Raw genomic sequence first — 21,226 nt, 5'->3', positions numbered from 1 at the left:
CGGCCGCACCCCCACTAATTAAAGGCGTGGCCACAGTTCGGACAGAACTTCATGTCGGCGGCCACAACGTTCTGGCAATCCGGACAGGTCTTCTCTGCCGGCTTGGGATTCAGATCCGTTCCGCAATTCGGGCAGAACTTGGTATCCAGGCCCACTGCGGCGTGGCAATTCGGACATTCCTTGCTCAGCTTGGTTCCACAGGAAGCACAGAACTTGGCGCCGGCCTTGTTGGTGGCGTGGCAGTTGGGACAAACGACCTCGCCATCCTTGATGTCCTGACTCGCCGACATCGAGACCGTAACGGACTTACCGCCACTCATAATAAACTGCTCAACGTAGCTAAAGAGTTCGTCGGGCAACTTCTTTTGATTCCAAGCGCCAATCGCGGCCGTCACCGCCAGCGGCGCAAAGGCAATCATCCCAATCGTGGCCGCACCGGCCTTGTCGACCCACTTACCGGAACCGACGTTGACCATGATCTGGTCGTCCCCGGCCTTGAAGATTTGGACTTGAATGGCCGAGTCCATCCCCACGATGGTCTTCCAACTATCCTCCTGCTTGGCCTGCACCAAGTAGCCTTCGTTAGTGTGCATGCCCTCCGCGTGTAACTGTTTCTTCTCGCGTAGCCAGTTCTGAATCGCCTGACCAACCTTCTCAATATCCAAGCCATCGCTCAATTTAAAAATTCTTGAATCTGCCATCGTCACTCACTCCTATTTGTCTTCTTTCGCTTCCCGCACAACCATCTGAATCCACTTCTGCGAATAGCCATACTTTCGGGCCAATTCATGTTGATTATGACCGTCGAACTCCTTTAACACGCGTTGAGCTGTGACTTTCCGATCATACAGATGAATGGGAAAGTTCAACTGGGTTCCCTTGTAGTGTTCGTAAATCACCAGCATCGATTCCGTTCCGACCAGATTATTTAAGCTCTTATAAAATTGGTGTAATGCCTCCAGCTCAATTCGCTCCGCCATTGCCCGTGCCACCTCCTTAGGCTAAATTGTAATTGTTTGCGAATATTTAAGTAACTGCACTTATCCTCCCCACTTTCCACGAAAAGTGCCTGAACAATGACCGGTAACTCTGCCGGCAAACCGCCGCATTCGCTAAACCCCGTGGTTATAGGCAAATTAACGACCGTTGGCGCCAATCCACCACCGAGAAGTCGGCCAAGTCCGGGGTCCTACGCTTAATCGTCATAAAAAAATTTTCTTCATCACTTTACTTATAATGAAGTGCTTCATAATTGTTAGACAAAAAAGTCTAACGATTGTGAGGTACTTCTTTCATGGTTAAATATAGCCACTTTAAAAGCCAAAATTGTCAGTGACTATCTAAATGGTGATGTGACTGGAGCTGAACTAGCAAGAATTTATCAACTACCTAGTAAACAAGTTAAACGCATGTCGCGTAAAGGAAACTGTCATGACAATGCCCCAATTGAAAGCTTTTTCCATCTCTATAAGACTGAATGCTTGGCTGGATTCCCACCCCGTAAGGATTTAGATGAACTAAGAGCAGTCTCCTTAGAATACGTGAACTGGTTCAATCATCATCGGTTTTCATTAAAAACAAAAAGCATGTCCCCACGTGAATATCGAGAACATGCCTTAGCAACGTAATAATTATTTACTTTTGTCTAACTTTTGTGTTGCACTTCATAATACACCAGACTTTTTCATAAGTCTAAAGTTATTCTGGTAGTGATTGCAGATTATTAATTTGACTGATCTTGCTCGTAAAACCATTGCCCTACTATGTCTTAACTCATTAAAGCTTCAATGATCTTGGAGCTAGTGATGCCTACTCAACTCACGAAGATAGGTTTCACACTCTTCCTTGATTAGCTGTACGCAGTCGCCATAAGCTTAAATTTTGATTGAATATGCAAACATCTTGCGGCCACCGCCGTACCGGGATAATCGACACCCCCTATCCCAATTTTCACATAGTTAACACACGCCCTTTCTTATTTCATTGACGAATCCAGTAATATCAAGTCCGATGCGTTGTTTGCTTACTTGACAAACAAAAATTGGATTGTGAACTCCCGGCCGATAAACGTGTTAGGTTGGAGATGGTGTGAGAGAAGAAAATAGATTTTTATCGATAGGAGGTATTAATTATGCAAAAGTTTTGGCATTTTAGCCTCTTTGCTGTCGCTTGTTTGATTGGCTTCTTCTTAATCGGAAAACCCGTCATCGGCGAAGCCAGCGTGATTGAAGGTCACGGAACGAGCGCATCCGAAGCGGTCATTACGGATAAAAAGGGAAAAGTTTACTCACACACGGAAGTTTTACCGGAAGATCAGCACTTCTTCGTTAAATACAACCTATCCATTGATAATAAGATAAAGATTCGTAGCGGCGATCAAATGTTCTTCTACATTCCAGCCAACGTTCAAATAGCTGAAACGGAAACATTTCCAATGTCCGCTTGGAGTGGCCGTTCATTCGGTGACACGACCATTACCAAGGGCTCTCACGTGGGTGTGATTGTCTTTAACGACACATTCTCTAACAATATGATTATGCGTCGTGGCTTTATCCGTCTTGATGTCATCGGTGCCGGCGACGCTGACGGTGACCTTGAAGATCCGGGCGTTGAAGAACCCGGCACCGAGGAACCTGGTGTCGAAGAACCTGGCACTGAAGAACCTGGCGTTGAAGAGCCTGGTGTTGAGGAACCCGGCGTTGAAGAACCTGGCGTTGAGGAACCCGGCACTGAAGAACCCGGCACTGAAACCCCTGGCGTTGAAGAACCTGGTACTGAGGAACCTGGAACTGAAGAACCTGGCACCGAAATCCCTGGCGTTGAGGAACCTGGGACCGAACATCCTGGCACCGAAACCCCTGGCGTTGAAGAACCTGGTACCGAACATCCTAGCACCGAAGTTCCTGGGATTGAAGTGCCTGGGACCGAACATCCTAGCACCGAAATGCCTGGCACTGAAGAACCTGGCACTGAGACGCCTAGCGTCGAACATCCTAGCGCTGAAACCCCTGGCGTTGATGTCTCCGGCACCGAAACGCCTAGCTCCACGCATCCAGAAACAACCCAACCTGAGCATTCGGAATATGCTCACCAACCTTCTAACGAAGCACAGTCAGAATATACCGGCTCAGGGACTGGCACCATGGCTGGCACTAACGTAAATCACAGCACGGCTGCCGAAAATGCTGTCAACGCGGCTAATACCGCTAAGGCTGCACCTGCTACGACCGCTGCCGCCGCTCAACAACCGGCCCAAGATTCTACGCAGCCCGTCTACGCCGCTTCAGCACAGTCCAACACAACTGCCGCTGGTAAGCACGCCGCAACGTTGCCACAAACCAACGAGAACACCAACCCAGCTTGGGTCGTCTTAGGCTTAGGGCTCTTAGTTCTGATGCTGGCTTTAAGTTGCCTGACTCTCGTTTATGACAAGGAATCTCACAATAATTAAACCATAAAAACAAGGACCACGAGCATTTCAACTCATGATCCTTGTTTTTTAGATGATGCTTTATCGGCCAAATGACTAAGGGCCGCATACATTTTCCATTAGGCCAACGGTCTCTGTCCATTTATCCGCGGACAAAGACTCGCTTCAATCGTCCCGTCAACAACAGCACGCAGATAATTGCCAGAATCGTGTCGGGAATGACGTACAGGCTATTATAGATCAGCGAGTACAGCCAGACCGGTTGGCCCTTGGGCGCGTAGGACGTGTAAAAGGCAATCCCGGCCAGCGTGTGGAAGAACAGGCGAAGACCCCCGGCGAGCACGCCAGCCGTCAGCGTATAGGTCATCGCCAGTTTACGCTGGTCACGCCGCATCGCCGTCAAGAAGCCCCGTGAAAATAAACCGGCGAGGCCAATCGCACCGTAGGCCAACAGATAATCGCAGACGACCTGTAGCGGTGCCACGAAGAAGCCGCCGAACATAAAAGTAATGGCGCCGGTCACCACACCGCAGAAGACGCCGGGCCCCACACCCTGTTTTAAAGAAATAATCAGGATGGGCGCCATCACCAAGGAGATGGACCCGCCCTGGGGCGCTCGAAAGATAATGATGTAGCTGAGAATAATGGCTAAAGCCGAGAAAAGCGCCGTTTCAGTCAGTGCCTGTGGTTTCAAGATGGTGCCTCCTAGAAAGCTGAGATACTTTAAGTATACAGCAAAGTTCCCGCGGCGATTGGCTAATCTCTAAGTACGCCCATTTCCCCTAACCGTACCACGAAAAACGACCCACCGAAATAAATTTCGGTAGAGTCGCTCGTCACGTTATCTTTCGGCTTAATCCGACTAGTTCCGGTCATACGCCCACACGGCCAGTGGCGCGAAGACGATGACGATGCCCACGCCAGCCGCCAAGACCACCAAGGCTTCCGGCGTCCAACCACCGGTGGCGAGAATTTGCCGAACGGCGGTAATCACGTAAGTCACGGGATTGAGGTCCGCCAGCACCCGCAGTGGCGTCGTCAAAGACTTCAGCGGGACAAAGGCGTTCGAGACAAACGTCAAGACCAGCATCGTCATCAAGGAGAAGCTCTGCACGGCCGAGGCACTCTTGGCCAGTAGCCCCAGCAGAACAAAGACCCAGGACAACGCCCAACCGGTAAAGATGGCGAGCAGGGCGCTGACTACGACCCAGCCCAATCCGGCGGCCGGCCGCCACCCCATGAGGTAGCCCGTACTCAGCGAGGCGATGGCCGCAACGATCAGCCGCAGACTGTCGGCGAATAGCTGCCCGGCCAGCGGGGCGATATGGGCCATAGGTAAGGACTTGAACCGGTCGAAAATACCGGCGTCCAGGTCTTCTCTAATCTGTGAACCCGAGCCGGAAGCCGCCGACAGCATCGCTTGGGCCAAAATCCCCGGGACAATGGTCGGTAGGTAGTCCTGCACCCCACCGGCAATCGCGCCACCGAATAAATACCCAAACATCACCATAAACAAAACCGGCTGGATAATCACATCCATGAATCGGTCAGGGTTGTGGACCGTCTTCAATAAGTTTCGATAGGCCATCGTGGCCGTGTTGGCAATCAAATTGCCGCTATGCGTTTGTACATCCATATGTCGTATCCTTCTTTCCTTAATTCTGGCCAACCGTCAAGTCCATGAAGACATCGTCTAAGGATGGCTCCTGAATGGTTAAATGACTGATGGCAATCTTGGCCTGAGCCAATTGCGCGAGGATTGGCGTCAACTGGGCGACCTGGCTAATCTTGACGCTGAGCCGTTGACCGGCCTGTTGTACGGCACCCAAAGCTTGGGCGGCCAGCACGCTGACAGCCGCGGTCACCTGGGCAGCCTGATTGACCGTGAAATTCAGGACGGTCCCCCCAACTTGTTGTTTGAGCGCATCAGGCGTTCCCATCGTCACGAGCTTACCGTGGTCGATGACGGCCAAGCGATCGGCCAGCTGGTCGGCCTCGTCCAGGTACTGGGTGGTCAGGACAATCGTGGAGCCCTGCTTCACCAGTTGCCGGATGGTCGCCCACATCTGGCTGCGCGTCCGTGGGTCCAGCCCGGTCGTGGGTTCATCCAGAAAGATGAGGGCTGGCCGCGTAATCAGGCTCACCGCCAGATCGAGACGGCGCCGCATCCCCCCGGAAAAGTTCTTAAGCGCCTTATCCGCCGAGTGTTCCAGCGAGAACTCCTTGAGTAGCTCCGCCGTCCGGGTCTTGGCGTCCGCTCTGGATAGACCATTTAGCCGTGAAAAAATCATCAGGTTCTCCCGCACCGAAATATCTTCATCGACCGAGGCGTATTGGCCGGTCAAGCCGAACAGAGACCGCGCCAACCGGCCCTCCTTCGCCGTATCGTGGCCAAAGATTTTGATCTGGCCGGCGTCCGGTTTGAGTAAGGTCGTAATCATCCGTAGCGTGGTGGTCTTGCCGGCACCGTTAGGCCCTAGAAGTCCGAACACTTCACCCTGACGAACACTAAACGAAAGATCATCCACGGCCGTCATGTCCCCGAACCGCTTGGTTAAATGCTTTACTTCAATTGCTGGTGTTGTTGTCATTTAAAATTCCCTCTTTGTCATTTTTAATCAGGTCCCCCTGAGCAAATACATAGTAAGGCCCCCTGATGAAAATGTCAACAATTTCTCTCAAAATCAAATGTCACTTCACCACCGGGTCGGGTATAATGGCTGTAGGGAGGGCGATGACATGCCTAATTTAACGAAAAAAAGAAATGCGGCCGGGAAGCTCATCGAGTACGGCATGGTTCAACACATGGCCGATGACCTCGCCCACCGCCGCCACGCCAACAAAGGCGACCAGCAGTCCCCCTTTCAGGGCCAAGGGAAGATTCTTCTGGCACTGTCCCAAACGGACGGCCTCTCACAAAGGGAGCTGGCCAATCGTTTAAATATGACGGCCCAGTCCACGGCGGAGTTCGTCAATAAACTGGTCAAAAAGAAGCTGGTCTCCAAGGAAAAATCCACGGTCGACCGGCGCAAGACCATCATTCGTTTAACCGACCACGGTCGCCAGACGGCCAGTAAGGAATCCGCCAAGATTCCCGCCTATCTGGATGACTTGACGGATACCGAATTGGACCAGTTGATTGCGATCTTAACCAAGATCAATGACAGCCTGTACGATGAGATTCATACGGAAAACCCGAACTGGTTTGAGAATTTCCAGCGGTCGGTATCGGATCATCTGCGGGATTGGTTCTTGTAAGGATAATCGGTGGACGATTATCTTAGTTTTAACGAACAAATGACATTTAATCCCCAAGATTGATCCTTGAACCAGCCCTGAGGGTTTGCGTCTCTATAAGGAGTGAACCTTTTTCATGCGACCCTTTGCATTGCCTAACGAAACGCAACATTTTACCGGGACCATCTCCCGCTACGGCAAGACGCCAAGTGGTCGGTCAGCCACCGCCATTGCCAACGTCGAGGACGGGTCCGGGCGTCGCATCACCGATCATGTTTGGCTCCAGCACTTTGTTCACCCGCGGCGGGGCGATCAGGAGAAAAACTTCGGCAAGATCGTGTCGTTCACGGCGAAACCCATTCTCTACACCCGTCACGACACCCAAACTCAGGATTACGGTCTCGATCAGATTGGTCGCGTCTTTCGGGCACTTCCCGTTCCCGATACGTTAAGCCCTAAGTTCCGTAAACGCCTGCGTAAGCATCGAAACCGGTATTTTGCCGGCGTTATCCAGAATCACCAACTACAATTCATCGGCCAAGACGGGACGGGGCGGATCACCAAAACAACGGAAAATACCCGCTTTTTCACAACCATTAGCGAACTCATCAAGCTGACCACGCCCTATCTGGATGGCCAGACCCCGGTCATTTTCAAAGTGATTGTGTATCAAGATATCTTGTTCATGGGGATTTCGCGGGCGTGAACGAAAGCCGATATCTCCCGTTAAAGCGTTGGGTTGGCGGAAACTGAATCAGCATTATAAAACCGACTAACCTCACGAAATTGAGATTAGCCGGTTTTATTGATTAGTATTTCTTGCGAGCGCCCGTCGCTTCAATTTTAAACTTGACCCTACTCAAAAAGGTCGCCTCGTAACTGCGGGACGACCTTTTCCAATTCTATAGGCTTATTCACCAGCAAACACGGCATTATAAGCCAGTAGCATATTTAAATCATTGAAGGCATACGATTCACCATCATCGTGGTTTGAGCCGTACAGGGGATCGCTTTCGTCAGTAGACGTCATCTCGTTTAGTGCCGTGATGGCCTGACTGTACAGTGTCGTGTCTCCCACGGCCGCGGCAATTTGCGCGACGTAGCCGTAGTTAGACGCCGCCGTGTAATCATCGACCGGCGTGCCATCTAGCTTGTAGTTGTTATAGATGGTGCGGTCAGCCGTATGGGCCTTGAGCCAATCCAATGACGTTTGCGGTAATTGGCCGACTTTGGCTAGGTTCAACATCGTTAGTAACCCATCGGTAATGTTGACCTGGCTATCTTTATTAGCGCCATCATCGCCAATCTGATAGCTACCCGTGCTGTAATCGTAATAAGTATCGAACAGTGGTAATTTATCGCTGATATAGCCATCCTTGATCAGCTGAAGTTGTTGGTTGTAGGCCGTATCGCCGGCGGTTCCCAACCCCTTCGCTTCATAAACGGCCTTCAACGCGGATAGGTCCAGGTAATCCAACCGAATCCGTTTTTCTTGACCATTCGTTTGGCTATAGCTATCAATCATTTGATAATAAGCGTTCAGGTCATGCTTCGTGAAGCCATCAATCAACTTATTAAGCCACAACGTTCGGTCGTTGCTGGGATGCTTGGCGTTCATGACCAACAGGGCCTGAATAATCCGCAAGTCATCGACCGAGGCATTGCTCGTCGCCGAGGTGTCGTGATCGGCCCCCGTGACCTGCCAGTTAAAGGTCTGGGTCTCATCATCGTAGAACCGCTTAACCGTGGCATTAAAGCTCGCGTCAAAGCGAGTCTCATCACCCGACTCGGCCAGGGCCAATAACCACAAGCCGTTGGTCTCCGAGAGTTCTTGGTAGGGATTATCTCCCGTTCCCTGCGACGCTTTGTAGCCAGAATAGAGCACGCCAGAACTATCCGCCAACTTGTTTCCAATGAAGCTGGTCATGTTGGACTGGAGCTTGGTTCGCACGGCCTCTTCGTCTACCGCCAATGATGCCGCGGAGATGGTCGGCGCCATCCGACTCAGCGTGGTAACGGCAATTTGACCGACATCACTAGCTTGACTCGTTGTAGCCGGATCATCGGCCGGTGCACTGGCTAGGGTGTAGGTAATGTCGCCGGTATATTTACCGGTATGGGTGGTGGCGGGAATATCCGTTTGCAAGTTTCCCTTGGTCGAATCACTACTGTCCCCGACGACCGTGGTATCATCACTGGACGTCGGCTGATAATCATAAATATTCTGTGCCATATTGGTCAATAATACACTGTGCTGACCGGTAGTATAATACAGCGGCAACGCGCGTCCAGCCAAGGTAAGGCCATCCGTTTGGGCGGTCAACTGGTAAGAATCTCCAGCCGCATTCTCTGAATGAACGGCCAGGCTAAAGGCTTTGGCGGTGGTGCTAACCATCCCCGATCCGACTGTATGTTGACCAAAATCAATGTCGCCGCTGTTGGTCTCAATGTCATAGGACTTGGGCAGGGACAAGGTCACCGGAATAGCAATCGTTGCTAAGTAATTCAGGTCATTGTCAGAGCTCGAGTCGGACTCAAACACCGCTTGCTTCCCAGCTTGATCAAACACATTAACACTAAGCGTTCCATTCGTTACCGTTGTGTTCGTCGTATCAATCGCCAACAAGGGATGGGTCGGATCGGTCTTATTCAGCGTAACACCGGTCTCCCCACTGGGCATACTGTAGCCAAGATATTGATAGCCACTCTGCCCCTGTTCACCACCATAATACTTACTTAAATCCAGCGTCATGGTTTTACCATCGCTTGACGTTTGCCAATCCGGCTGATCAATCGACCAAGTCTGGTAGCCACCACTGGCATTGGGAAGCGCGCTCCCACTGGTAATGTGATTCACACCATACGCCAACGTGGTTAATTTGGTATCGTTCGTCAGATCTGGCAGGGCCCCCGTCAGCTGATTATTCTGGATATCTAACCATTTCAAGTTCGTCGCATCGCTAAGCGTCTTGGGCAGATCACCACTCAACTGATTACTATTAGCTTCAAAGTGGGTCAGCTTAGCGGTAAACCAAGCAGATGGTAGACTCCCCTCAAAGCCATCATTATCAAGATAAACCTCGGTCAAATTGGGCAATTGAGCAATATTATCCAGGTTTCCCCCTAGCTTATTAGAACTGAGCGCTAAAATGGACAAATTCGTCAAATTAGCCCAATCCGCCGGAATTTCGCCCGTCACTTGATTTGACGTTAACTGTAGTTGCTTCAAATTAGGCCACTTTGTCACTGGAAACTGGCTCAGCTCCCCCGTAAGCGAATTGTTGGAAAGGTCCAGGACAGATAGTGCAGCGTCGTCCTCATAAACGCTAAGCGCCGGGTCGGTTAGACCGTCCCCCTCAGCAATAATGCTCGTTAAGCTGGTCTCACCATCCGATCGATTTAATCCCCAACCGTCTAAAGAAATGGCTCCATCGGTTGCCGCATCCCCCAGCGTCGAGTGATCAATCTCAATTTTCTCCAAGCTCGTCAATTTAGACAGCACTTGACTATTCGTGGTCTTCTCCACGCCGCCATCACCGTACAAGTCACTCTTCGTAATTTTGAGACTATCCAGTTTGCTGGCGTATTCCAGTCCCGTTAAATTACTAACGTCCGTTAAATTATCCGCCGCGGTTAGCTGGGCGAGATTGGCCTTCGTCAAACTTCCGAGGCCTTGCGCGGTCAAATCAGTCTGGAGCTCACTCTGCAGATTGGTATCCGGCAGCCAGGCAGCCAAAGCTTCCTTCAACGATAGGGTCAAATCGATAATTTTATCACCCGCGGAAATCGTGATAACCGACTTCAAATCTCCGCTACGCAGCTTTTTCAGACCACTGTCGGTCAATGTAAAGTTGATTTTGTTCTCCGCAAGGTCCGGTGAAAAAGTCACATCGTCGGCGGTCAAGTCACCAGACTTAATGGTCAAATCGGCACTGGTTGCGTCACCAAAACCAAACGTCGCGGTATTAATGCTCCCCGTGGAACTTGTCCGATCGTCAATCTGAACGGTTTGCGATGTGTCGGCTGGCGCTGATGACATGGGGACAACGGCATCCAACGTATTCTTCCCCAGATAAAAGTTCGCCGTCATCCCATTCTCGGTCACATTGTCACCGACCGTAAAGGCAGGAATAACGACCTTCTTGCCGCCGCAGACATTCAAATCGACCACAAATCGATGATTCGGCTGATCAAAGGTCACACCCTCAGGTAAGTTTAAATTTTCAAACCCGACACTGCCATACGTATAGTTTCCATCCGTGGTCATAATCCCCTTATACCAGTTCGACAGTGGAATATACGCCTTCATTGAAGATAAGTCACTATCGTAAGTCATATTGACGCCTGGTTTTAGGGTCGTAATCTGAATGCCCGTACCTTTATCGGCCGGTTCGGGATTCTCAGCGTGATTGATAATCCCCATATTACCGCCATTCACTAGTGTATAAGGGATTTTCGTCGGCAATTTAGCCAGGTCCTTCAAATCGGCATCCGTAGAAGTGGCATCGATATTTCCCAAATCACTATATTCGCTGACGTCATCAAAAATTGACCAGTCCCCTGGTGACTTTTTAACGGTTGACCCACTAAAATTAACCTGCACAAGCCCCATCGCGTACTGGAGCCCCGTTAAATCGGTAATCCCGGTAACGTGTGTCGTACCCCCGGCACCGGTGTTGAGATATCTAAGGTCCGCCAACATGGCTGGCTTCACTTCTGATAGGGTCAGATCACTTCTAGAGCCAGTATTAACTGAACAGGCAGAATCTTTCAGGGCCGCCAAGACAACTTGCTGTAAGGTCTTATCCGGCATCCAATCATCAATCGACTCATCCGCCGTCACGCTAGACGCATCGCTTTGGCTAGTGGCCGCCTCAGCCACGGCGCTTCCCGACTGTAAAAATAACGCCAACGAGAGGACCAGGACCAGCAGGCCATCGACGAGCCGAATCATTATTGATTTATTTGACACAAGGCATCCCTCGCTCCCCAAAAGTTTTTCGGCAAACCTACTTGTTGCCCAGATGTTTTCTGATCCACTTGACCAGTTCGTAGAGCAAAACCAACACGGCTAACCCGATGATGATGTCCATCAAATAATCCTTCCAGGTCTTCCGTGGGCCAAAGTTGGCCGCATGCTTCCTCACGTTATTCGCCTGGGCATTCGTGACGGTAAACGACCGGTGGATCGCCCACGAATAGCCCCCCTTGGCCGTCAAAGCTCCATCGAGTGTATAGTGACCAGCCGCCAACTGTTTGTTTTTCAAATCCAGATTGAGTATAAACTGGCTCTGCGGCGCAAAGGTCATCTGGTCTTTGGTAAACGACATAATCTTCTTTCGTTTGGCATCGTTCAAGTTCAGCTTGAGTTTCCCCTTAGCCACTAAGCCTGGCGTCTGGTTGGCCATCCCCAGAGTTACCGTGGGCCGTGCTTGGGCGAGTTGGTAGCCCGCCCGATGAATCTTCACTTGCGGCGCCGACTGATTGGCCTCCAGGTTATTGTAAAATTCCAGGCCAATGACGTATTGTACCTTGGCCACGACCCCGGTCGCCTTCTTCGAGCCCGTCCGCTTGTCCGCGTTATGCTCGGCAATCGTAAAGCCCCCCAGCATCAAGCCCTTAAACGACTTAGCCGGCGCGGTGAATTTATACGGCACCTTAACCGTGTGCTTGCCCAGCACCTTAACCGAACGCGTGTGGGCCGGCGAAATCAATTGGTCAAGCTGGGCCGGCAGCTTGGCGTTGGTGTTATTCGTGCCATAATCCAAGATCCCATTGGCATTCGTCGAGGCCAGCCGCGGCGTAATGTCAAAGGTGTTGGTCTTACTGGAATTGTTGGTGACTTTTAGAACCAGCACCCGCTTCTGGGCTGGCTTCACCTTAAATTGAAAGTAGTCGACCTGCTTGGCGTTGTCCGCCGGCAATTCCGGGGCAACCGTAAAGCTAGCGGTGGGCTGGTTCTTAGCGGCTCGTGCCGTTGTGGGGGCGTTCACCATCCCCATACCGACCAATATTGTCAGTAGAACTACCGTCAGGAAGCTAAACCAATTCTTCTGCAGTTTCATGAAATATTTCTCTCCTCCGTGGCTATCCCTTCAAACTTAAAACACACTTCACCAGTCGAATGACTAAGGAAGTGTGTTTGAGATCAATTAACGCGGTCATCAGCCATTATTTTTTTAGGATACGTGCATGGTGAAACGCTTTAATCCCCAGCGTCACCAAGAGTAATAGTCCCAAGAGCACGGCAAAACCCAGCGTGGCTTCACCGGTTTGAGGCAGTCGACCAACGGCAAGGGTCGTGGTCGACCGATTGGGTTGCGTTCGCACCAACTTGGTCGTTCGAGCCGGTCGCGTCTTTTGTGAGGCGCGCGCCACCCGAGATGGGACCACCGTGGCCCGTCGATCACTCGCAGGCGAACCGGTTGAAACGCTGTTAAACGCCGGCGACCGGGGCACCTTACTTCCCGAAACCAAGAGCGCTTGATTCGGAATTTGCGGCAACGTCCGACTATTCGACTGTTTAACAATCGTGACGCTCGCTGATTTTTGTGTCGACATAGTTGGACCCCCTAAGATTAACTAGCAAATTAACTAAGTTGCTCAGGCAGTAGGCCCGCTGGTCAAGCTGTAGGTTAACGTGGCAACATAGTGGCCGGCGTATTCGGCTGATGGCAAGTCTAACGTGGAACCAGCAAAATCGGTCGTTGAATTGCCAAGGCCTGCACCCTTAGCGGCGGTAAATACAGAAACAGCATCCCCGCCAGCTGTTAGATCACCACCGGCCGTCAGATTAGTTGCCGCAGCCTCTTTCGTCATATGCAGAACGGCACTCTTCAAAGAATGCGTACTATCTGAATTTTCAAATTCTCCTAATTTTGCCGTAACCGTCCAACCAGCCCCGGTACCGGTGTTGTCGTCAACGGAGAGCTTAGTCCCGGTGTAGGTATCCGTCGCATTAGTACCATCAGCGTTCTCATGCTGATTGCCAGCAATTTTCAACCCCTTTTGAGCATCGGCAGAAGCCTCTGCCCCAGTGAATTGAAAAGATGGTGCTTCTACGTTTCCGCTATCATCTCGAGTGAACGTTAAATTACCACCGGTGACTTCCACACTCGCGGATTTTTCTGCACTCGTTACCGCCGACGATGAAGTTGCATCCGTTGAACCATCCGCCGCATTCGCAACCACCGGTAATGCCAATGGTAACGCCATTCCCAATACAACTGCAGAGGTCAATAATCCTGATCTGATTTTCATATTTAGCCACTTTGAAAGCAATTCTGGTCGTCTAGTTGCTCTCAAACTCCCTTCTCCTTGGTAAGTTCATCTAGCCCCGACCAGTTAGTTGTCTCGTCAACTAACATGCACCGTCTAACTTTTTCAAAGTTTAATTATTGAACTAACATTTAGTTAACCGATGTACAAGTTCAGTATAGCACTACCTGAGCATTTTACTTGCAACATTTATAGATATGTGAGATTGGCAAACGAAGTGTTGGAAGTTGGCTTAATTTGGGCAAAATTTCAACAGGACGGGACCTAAAAACTTCAAAGCAATCTGCACCCAAAGCCACCCCAGATGTCAGGTGGCTCTAAGTCACTTATTCATGTCATCACCGCTTCATTCTTTCTGCATAGCTTAACCCATTCAATGGCACCAATAGACTCGGCTCATCTGTTTTACTCACCTGTTTAACACCCTTAGTCTTATTGGGTATCTTATTCTTCCTTCCGTTTCACGCCCGTCAAGCCACCCCTAATCCCCACCAAATTGAGATCGACTGTTCATTGGTTTGTGGGAAAGTCGCTTTTGCCGATTCGTCCGGTACGCGAACCTATGAAAAATCTTAGTCGGTTGTTTTTCCAATCCTGGCTAGTATATAATTCAAGTATGCGATGGTTTCTCGCCCCTAAAGGAGGATAAGTATGACAGAATATTTTCTGATTAACCAACAGGACTACTTCGCGGCTGGTTTTATCATCAATAATGGCGCCGCGTACGTCGACACGGCCGCCGGCTTGGACGTCGCCGTCGCCGTGAAGGAAAACACCCCTGCCAATGCCAAAACCGCGTTATACCAACAAGTCTTAACGCATCCCGCGGCTGGTAGTGAACGCCCGCAACTCACCGAAGCGGAACAAGCTCGGCTGACCCAGAAGCTCGACGAAAGTTTCACCCTAATTAGCACCGATAACCTAGAAAGTTGTTAACCAACGAAACGGAGACGATTGAAATGGCTGAAAATACGAAACCAAACGAAGCAAAAACTGAAGATAATCCCTTCTGTCATGCCGGAATGACCTGTGCCCCAGGTTGCGGCTGTGCCAGCGCTGATGGCATTTGCCACTGCCCGATGATTTCCGAGCGCAAGTGCGCCTGCGATGGGTTCTGTGGTGTCCCGAAGCATTAATGACTGTCGTCAGCTAAATACTAGCAAATTAAAAATACGGTCAAACTCCCAAATCGGGGTTTGACCGTATTTCATTAGCTGGTGTTTGTAACCACCAATTCTATTTTCCAGTCGGTCTTACTTAATTAAAAATCAGATTCACCAGTATATATCCTGTTGATGGACCTGCATCAACCTTTTCTATTGGACACCAGCAATTAAATACTAACTCGTCGTTTAAGTCCTCAGACCTTTTCACCGTTTCAAGTCTTACATTTTAACTATAGTCAGAACTTCTTTATTTCTTTGCGTTTCGTTCCAGCTAAACCGAGGAGTGATCCGATCAAGATTACAATCCCCCATAATCCTACCGTACTATGCTGTTCCCCAGTTTGAGGTAACACCATTTTAGCAGCACTTGTGGTCGAACGACTGGTCAAGTTAGCCGGACCATTTATAAGAGGTGTCTTTTCAATGACGACTTGATCGCCACTGCCGCCCTGGTTATTAACATTATCTGGGAGCGTGCCGGTCGAATCCCCATCATTATCATTATCATCAATAGCTGTATCCGTATCCGGGGTGTCCGGCGTCTCTGGATTGACTTGATCGCCATCGCCATCAGTCTCGAGCGGCGCATAGATATAGGTAACCGCGATATCGCCATCGCCTAGGATTCCAGAAGCATTCTCAGGCGTCTCTACCAGGGTGTAGCCTTCAACGGTAACAGGATTTGTTGTGTAAGCTGTTCCCTTTTTCCCCGTGAAAGTCTGGTCCGGAGCAACTGTCTTACCGTCCGAAGTTTGGTAGTGTACGGTCACAGTGACGACGGTGTCAGGAACTTCAATTGGTGGATCAACCGGGTCCGTCTTTGCTTCGTAGATATAGTAAACATCCACCGGATTCTCAGTATACTTTCCGGTCGCATTCACTGGAGTCTCCATCAGCGTATAGCCGTCGATTTCAGCAGCTTTTGTGGTGTAGTCGTCTCCAATAAAGCCATCATCCAAGATTACATCCGGTGCTAATTTCTTACCGTCCTTATCCTGGTAATGGGCTGTCACAACGCCAGCCATTTCGCCAATGACATACGGTTGAATAACCCCAATGTCGACAGAATAACCACCTGGAAATTCGGTGGTAACCGCTCCCGTTAGATAAAAATTCTCTTCAAGCGGGTCGATAGTATAACCCGGATAATTCGTGATTCCTGGAATCTGATCTTTCATATTCGTAAAGTACAGACCACCCTCACCATCTGGCGTTGACGTACCACCAGACCAATAAAGCTTATAAATCAAGGTCGGCGTGGTTCCTTCTAGGCGATCTGGATAGGCAATTCCTCTTCGTTCTTTGAGCGGAACAACTTCACCGTTTTCGTTCTTGAATTGAAAGACAAGGTGGCTCTTTCTCGTCTTGGCATCAATCTTAATCGTTGGTAAGAACACAATCTGATTGCTAGCAGTGAATGATTGATACGTATGTCCGGCAAGCGGTGAAAAGTCAGAAATCGCGTTGAACATTAAATAAAGTGTTGTGACGTTGTTCAAACCTGAAAGTGGTGAAGTATCTTCAATTCGGTTCTGCTGCAAGTTAACCGTTTGAAGCTTCGTCAGATTAGTCAGCGGTGAAATATCAACGATATCTCCATAATACTTTCGTGAGGCATAGTTAAAATTCGTCCCCATTTCGATTCGAGTCAAGTTCACAGCGTACTGCAAGCCCTCAATTGAAAACGGCTTCCGATCATTATAGGTATCAATTCCGCCTGACTCGTTAGAACCATATGCCACCAGGCTGGTTAGCAACGTCATATCATCCTGCGTGATATCCGCAACGCTATTCCAGGTCTTGCCAGGATTCTGTTTTCGCAATTGTAGAAGAACAACTTGCTGCAACTTTTTATTGGGCATCCACTGATCAATCGTCTCGGTGGCTTTAGCTAAGTTTTTAGGTATGGCAACGGGCGCCGAAACGGAACGGGCCAGTCGTTGAACCTGCTTATCGGCCTGGCCTACCGATTCATCATTAGTCGTTGCGTCATTATTCGCTGATTGTTTAACCGGCGGCGTGGCTGTCGCTACCTTTTCGTCTCCGGTTACATTATTGTCCGCCTGATCAGTTTTGACAGAATCCTTCGTCGCCGTTGAATTAACATCACTTTCTGGTCCTGCTCCCTCTTCAGATTGTGACTTCTTTTGCTGCGTCTCTTGGGTAGCGGTTTCATCCGTCTCAGGAGAAACTTTAGTCTCAACCTTCGATACTGCATCAACGTCCTTAACTGCCTGTTCTTCTTGAACTGTCGACGTATTGGCAGCCGTCGTATCAGCATGAGCCGTTGAGCTCATAATTCCCAATGTCAAAGCTGCCGTCATGATACCCGCAAAAATCCACGTCTTTCCCTTTTTATACATTTTATAGCGAACGTTATTATCTCCCGAATAAAACATCATAAGTCCTCCTCGAGTATGCGCTAACTTTATTTGCAACTATCTAAACGATCGACAGTGCCCCTATTCTTTCCAGTCAACGATGTCGCCTTATTACAATTTCATTATAACTGCAATTATCAAATAAATCTACCACATACTGAAAACCGTTTATCGTTATAAACATCAACTTATAGATGGCTTTGTTTTCGATCAATCCGGCGCTAATCGCCGCTGTAGATGAAATTAGCACGTTCTATTTCGTCAGTAGACCAACAATCTTCGCTCTTAAGCCGTATAAGATACGTGTGTTACAAATGGTTATATTTGGATAATATTTTTCTATTAATAGTCTAAACTGATCAAAGGTTGAATGCTAAAATGGCATCCCCATTCCACTGATGCCAAGCAACGAATAACCACTGCACCAGTCACCCAGCTAACCATGGAAGAATTAGCAAAAATCCAACAAAAGCTACTGAACAGTAAGCACCTAATAACCGACCGTCTGAGATTGATGGTCACAACACGATATGATTACCTCATCAAATAAATTGGTGAGGTTTTTATTATGGACAAACCAGATATCGTGCAAGTCAAAAGTAAGCACCCAATAACTGACCGTATTGAATTGTAGTAAAAAGAGAAGGCCCGTCCTCGATTTTTGAGGACGGGCCTTCTCTTTTAACCGTATTCTAGTGGTTCACCCTACCCTAACTTGCGTCCGCATCTTCCTGCATAAATGTATGTTTATCATCCAACACATTTTAATACTTAAATACCTTTAACTAGTTTTAATACTACATCTTGTTTCTGAGTCATTGATCTATTTATTTAAAACAAGGATTGTTGTCCGGCATGATGAATCTCAGATTTTCCATCTAAAATCTTCATAATTTCAACTTCAATTAACTCTTCAGCCTCATTAACCGTCAACTCTTTGATTAGCAACTTTTTTACCGTTTTAACAATAATTTTCGCCTCAGTACTACTTAAATCAGGAACTGGATATTTTTCTACATACTGAGATACAAATCTCAATTTATTAGAATACAACTTATTTTGAAACATTATAGAGTGAAACTTTTGCATCGCTTTGCTATTCGCTACACCAGCAATTAAATACAAATAATCTTCTGGAACATCATCATCTAATACAATCCAATAACAATTTCCATCTACATACATTCCATTCATATCAATCATGAACTTAGGTATTTCAGAGATATCTGGGAAAATAATTTTAGGACTTTGCCATAACTTCGGGTCTTGTGGAACCCAAATTTCAAACCATTCTCGTCCAGCATTAATAACATAAGATCTTCCAGATAACTGCTCGTAATGTTTCGCCAAATATTTAGCAGTCTTAGGATAATCTTCAAGGTTAATAGGATTGGCCTTTTTACGCCCCTCACCTACCTGCATAGGATACAGAATTTTCTTTAATTTTTTTGCATCTTCATCTTCTATAAACCATCTATGTGATTTCTTTGCAGAATACAAAGGATGAATCAACTCATCTTCCGGGTGTGGTTCAACATGTTCCCAACTATCTTTTATAAAAACATTATCTGCGGTTGTCTTAATGCCCACCCTAACCTTGCCAAAGTCAGAAATTACTGAACCAAAACATTTCTTCATATTGATTGCCCATGCATACTCCTCATCCGTAGCTAATGCCCAAACATCCTTTGGATTTTCAGGGATGTTAACCTTACCAGTTGTTGCGTGATATTTGTTGGTGTCCGTGCTCAAAAAACCTGTCTGACCAGAATCTAATGCCAAATAAACGTTATCTACGTTTTCAAAATTCTCATCTTTTTCACCACTGGTTGCTTCATAGATTCTATAAAAATCAATGATTGATTGATGCTTGGTTAACTCTTTATTACCCACTACAATTGCTGGTAATACTGCAGCATCAAACAATTTCGTATCGCCAAGATCTATTAATAAATCAATATGGAAATTGTTTATCAAAAATTTACGCAAATCAGCACCTGTTTTATTCATAATGAACTTATTGGATGTAATAACACTGATGCCACCATTTTCACTTAAAACATAGGGCAATGCCGCATAAAACGCTTGATATAAATCAATTTTTCCAGATAGATGGAAATTCTTAGCAATTTCCTTTGAAATATCACCACCTAATACCTGTGTTCTAACATAAGGCGGATTAGCAATTACTCCGTCAACTTTAAAATCGACATTGTTCAAACAGAACTCCAAAAACTCCGTATTGCTTAATTTAAATTTGAAATCGTATTGTTCTAAACGTGCTTTAGCAATTGCTAAAGCACCAGCGTCTGTATCAAACCCAAATAATTTAACTTCAATGCCATTTTTCTTGGCATAACGCGCTGTAGCTTCAAGTAATTCGCCATCACCACATGCGGGGTCAAGAATTCGGTAACATCCATTGTCTTTAATAAAAGTATTAAAAAGTTTTTTCACCATGTAATTGGCTAAAGACTCTGGTGTATAAACTACACCATTTTGTTTTTTTTCAACAGCATCCAAAGCTTTGGCTCCTTTTTTCGCGTGTTCAGGAAGAATCATTTCAAGTATACTTACTTTGAGGTGATACTATGACATTATACAATGAAGCGAAACTTCCGCCAAAGAATATTTCAGATTTATCCTCCCCACAGATATTAGCAACTAAGCTTCAATCCTTGATTGGACAGCCTTTTCCACTAACTGGTAAGCCCAGAAGTGATGGTAATAAATTTTTGCATTTGGTTATAGAAACCTTGATGTCTCATACACCACCGGCACCCGCTGACGAACAAGAATTTAATATTCTAGCACCTAAAAGCAGAGGTGTATACAAAGGAGTTCCTAAATTTCTCCGCGAATACATTGATACTTACATCATTACCTCTGGTGAGAATTATAATCTTCAAGTCTGGAATAGAAACCCCGATACAGATATGGTTCAAATAGAATATCTTAATAGTTATCAAGCTTTACGCTCAAAAGACGTTCGTTTAGTGTTTGGCAAGATCAATATGGATACTAAAACAATAGAATCTATTTTTATTGCTTCTCCCGATAAGATTGTGGACATGTTTGGTAAATTCGGTGTTCCAACTGCTAAATATCAACTCATTATCTCAGAATCTGCAAAGCACTTGGTTAACCAAAGTCCTAATCATATTGCACTTTTTGAAGACTCATCTTCGTTAAGCCACCTTCTGAAAGAACACGCTAAATCCAACACCGATTTTCGTGCTTTCCCAGTCAATAATGACAAGATTATGCCATTAACTCAAATTAAAGACTTGGTTCAAAGTTTGATTGGCACATCGATTCTCGGAAACTCTACCAGAACTCGAGGTCTAGCTCTCGAACAAGCAGTTGTTCAAAACCTTGGGTACCAACTTCCAACAACCATGTATCCTCAATATCCTGATGTCCCTAACCAACTATTGGAAGTTAAGACTCAAGATTCTCCTACTGTTGATTTGGGTAAGTATAGTCCACAAAACGTCCAAACTCCTAAGGAACTCGCTGGAATTCATGATGAAGTTAATACAGCTAACATGCGCTACCTCATTGCTATAACTGAACCCCTGACTGGGGTTATTCAGGATATTTTTCTTGGACCGGGATCTACCTTAAACCGCTACTTCAGTTTTGTTCCAGACACATCAGTTAAATATCAACGTGGCATTAAAATGACAAATTTTTCCAATCACCAAGGTCAAGTCATCCTCTGGACTTAACCT

At 47.5% G+C, this 21,226-nt stretch carries 17 protein-coding genes; 6 read left to right on the top strand and 11 right to left on the bottom strand.

The window, feature by feature from the left end; translation table 11 throughout:
- Nucleotides 1-14 precede the first annotated feature (14 nt).
- Both V8I28_RS03355 and V8I28_RS03350 read right to left on the bottom strand, forming a co-directional pair.
- Entirely contained in the window at nt 15-701 is a 687-nt protein-coding gene (locus tag V8I28_RS03355) for a zinc ribbon domain-containing protein (RefSeq protein ID WP_341778708.1), read from the bottom strand.
- 12 nt (nt 702-713) lie between these two features.
- Nucleotides 714-980 carry a Mor transcription activator family protein gene (locus tag V8I28_RS03350; protein ID WP_341778707.1) on the bottom strand — a complete coding sequence of 89 codons (267 nt, stop codon included), beginning with the start codon at nt 978-980 and terminating at the stop codon, nt 714-716.
- 429 nt (nt 981-1,409) lie between these two features.
- Here V8I28_RS03350 and V8I28_RS03345 point away from each other — a divergent pair, with 429 nt between their 5' ends.
- The gene (locus V8I28_RS03345; protein ID WP_341779008.1) at nt 1,410-1,628 is read left to right on the top strand and encodes an IS3 family transposase; all 219 of its coding nucleotides are present in this window, start codon (nt 1,410-1,412) and stop codon (nt 1,626-1,628) included.
- A gap of 503 nt (nt 1,629-2,131) precedes the next feature.
- Nucleotides 2,132-3,451 (top strand): LPXTG cell wall anchor domain-containing protein, encoded by a 1,320-nt coding sequence (locus V8I28_RS03340; RefSeq protein WP_341778706.1) that lies wholly within the window; start codon nt 2,132-2,134, stop codon nt 3,449-3,451.
- Between the two features lie 121 nt (nt 3,452-3,572).
- Here V8I28_RS03340 and thiT read toward each other — a convergent pair whose 3' ends face one another.
- The 3 genes from thiT to V8I28_RS03325 all read right to left on the bottom strand — a co-directional run bounded on the left by thiT (nt 3,573) and on the right by V8I28_RS03325 (nt 6,021).
- Nucleotides 3,573-4,124: an energy-coupled thiamine transporter ThiT gene (gene thiT, locus V8I28_RS03335; protein WP_341778705.1), complete on the bottom strand. Its 552-nt coding sequence runs from the start codon at nt 4,122-4,124 to the stop codon at nt 3,573-3,575.
- 168 nt (nt 4,125-4,292) lie between these two features.
- Nucleotides 4,293-5,066: an ABC transporter permease gene (locus V8I28_RS03330; RefSeq protein WP_341778704.1), complete on the bottom strand. Its 774-nt coding sequence runs from the start codon at nt 5,064-5,066 to the stop codon at nt 4,293-4,295.
- Nucleotides 5,067-5,085: 19 nt separating this feature from the next.
- Complete coding sequence (locus V8I28_RS03325) at nt 5,086-6,021, bottom strand: ATP-binding cassette domain-containing protein (RefSeq protein ID WP_341778703.1); 936 nt, start codon at nt 6,019-6,021, stop codon at nt 5,086-5,088.
- Between the two features lie 148 nt (nt 6,022-6,169).
- On the opposite strand from V8I28_RS03325, the gene V8I28_RS03320 reads away from it, so the two are divergent.
- Together V8I28_RS03320 and V8I28_RS03315 are read left to right on the top strand one after the other, a co-directional pair.
- A complete protein-coding gene (locus V8I28_RS03320) occupies nt 6,170-6,688 on the top strand; it encodes a MarR family winged helix-turn-helix transcriptional regulator (protein WP_341778702.1) in 519 nt (172 codons plus the stop codon).
- Nucleotides 6,689-6,803: 115 nt separating this feature from the next.
- Entirely contained in the window at nt 6,804-7,373 is a 570-nt protein-coding gene (locus V8I28_RS03315) for a hypothetical protein (protein WP_341778701.1), read from the top strand.
- Nucleotides 7,374-7,577: 204 nt separating this feature from the next.
- Here V8I28_RS03315 and V8I28_RS03310 read toward each other — a convergent pair whose 3' ends face one another.
- The 4 genes from V8I28_RS03310 to V8I28_RS03295 form a co-directional block, all read right to left on the bottom strand.
- Nucleotides 7,578-11,621, bottom strand: coding sequence for a leucine-rich repeat domain-containing protein (locus V8I28_RS03310; RefSeq protein ID WP_341778700.1), 4,044 nt, complete (start codon nt 11,619-11,621; stop codon nt 7,578-7,580).
- A 55-nt stretch (nt 11,622-11,676) separates the two neighbouring features.
- Nucleotides 11,677-12,732 (bottom strand): DUF916 domain-containing protein, encoded by a 1,056-nt coding sequence (locus tag V8I28_RS03305; RefSeq protein WP_341778699.1) that lies wholly within the window; start codon nt 12,730-12,732, stop codon nt 11,677-11,679.
- Between the two features lie 106 nt (nt 12,733-12,838).
- Nucleotides 12,839-13,228 carry an LPXTG cell wall anchor domain-containing protein gene (locus V8I28_RS03300; protein ID WP_341778698.1) on the bottom strand — a complete coding sequence of 130 codons (390 nt, stop codon included), beginning with the start codon at nt 13,226-13,228 and terminating at the stop codon, nt 12,839-12,841.
- 42 nt (nt 13,229-13,270) lie between these two features.
- Nucleotides 13,271-13,927, bottom strand: a complete 657-nt coding sequence (locus V8I28_RS03295) for a WxL domain-containing protein (protein WP_341778697.1) — start codon at nt 13,925-13,927, stop codon at nt 13,271-13,273.
- Between the two features lie 669 nt (nt 13,928-14,596).
- Between V8I28_RS03295 and V8I28_RS03290 the strand changes: the two genes are divergently transcribed.
- Nucleotides 14,597-14,881, top strand: coding sequence for a hypothetical protein (locus V8I28_RS03290; protein WP_341778696.1), 285 nt, complete (start codon nt 14,597-14,599; stop codon nt 14,879-14,881).
- A 466-nt stretch (nt 14,882-15,347) separates the two neighbouring features.
- Here the strand turns inward: V8I28_RS03290 and V8I28_RS03285 are convergent, their stop codons facing one another.
- Together V8I28_RS03285 and V8I28_RS03280 are read right to left on the bottom strand one after the other, a co-directional pair.
- Complete coding sequence (locus V8I28_RS03285) at nt 15,348-17,510, bottom strand: MucBP domain-containing protein (RefSeq protein ID WP_341778695.1); 2,163 nt, start codon at nt 17,508-17,510, stop codon at nt 15,348-15,350.
- 813 nt (nt 17,511-18,323) lie between these two features.
- Entirely contained in the window at nt 18,324-20,054 is a 1,731-nt protein-coding gene (locus V8I28_RS03280) for an Eco57I restriction-modification methylase domain-containing protein (RefSeq protein WP_341778694.1), read from the bottom strand.
- Nucleotides 20,055-20,083: 29 nt separating this feature from the next.
- On the opposite strand from V8I28_RS03280, the gene V8I28_RS03275 reads away from it, so the two are divergent.
- A complete protein-coding gene (locus tag V8I28_RS03275; protein WP_341778693.1) occupies nt 20,084-21,223 on the top strand; it encodes a hypothetical protein in 1,140 nt (379 codons plus the stop codon).
- Nucleotides 21,224-21,226: the final 3 nt, after the last annotated feature.

This window comes from Levilactobacillus sp. HBUAS70063, from assembly GCF_038374745.1.
In the GTDB taxonomy this organism is placed as follows: Bacteria; Bacillota; Bacilli; order Lactobacillales; family Lactobacillaceae; genus Levilactobacillus.
This window is presented reverse-complemented; position numbering and strand designations above follow the sequence as displayed.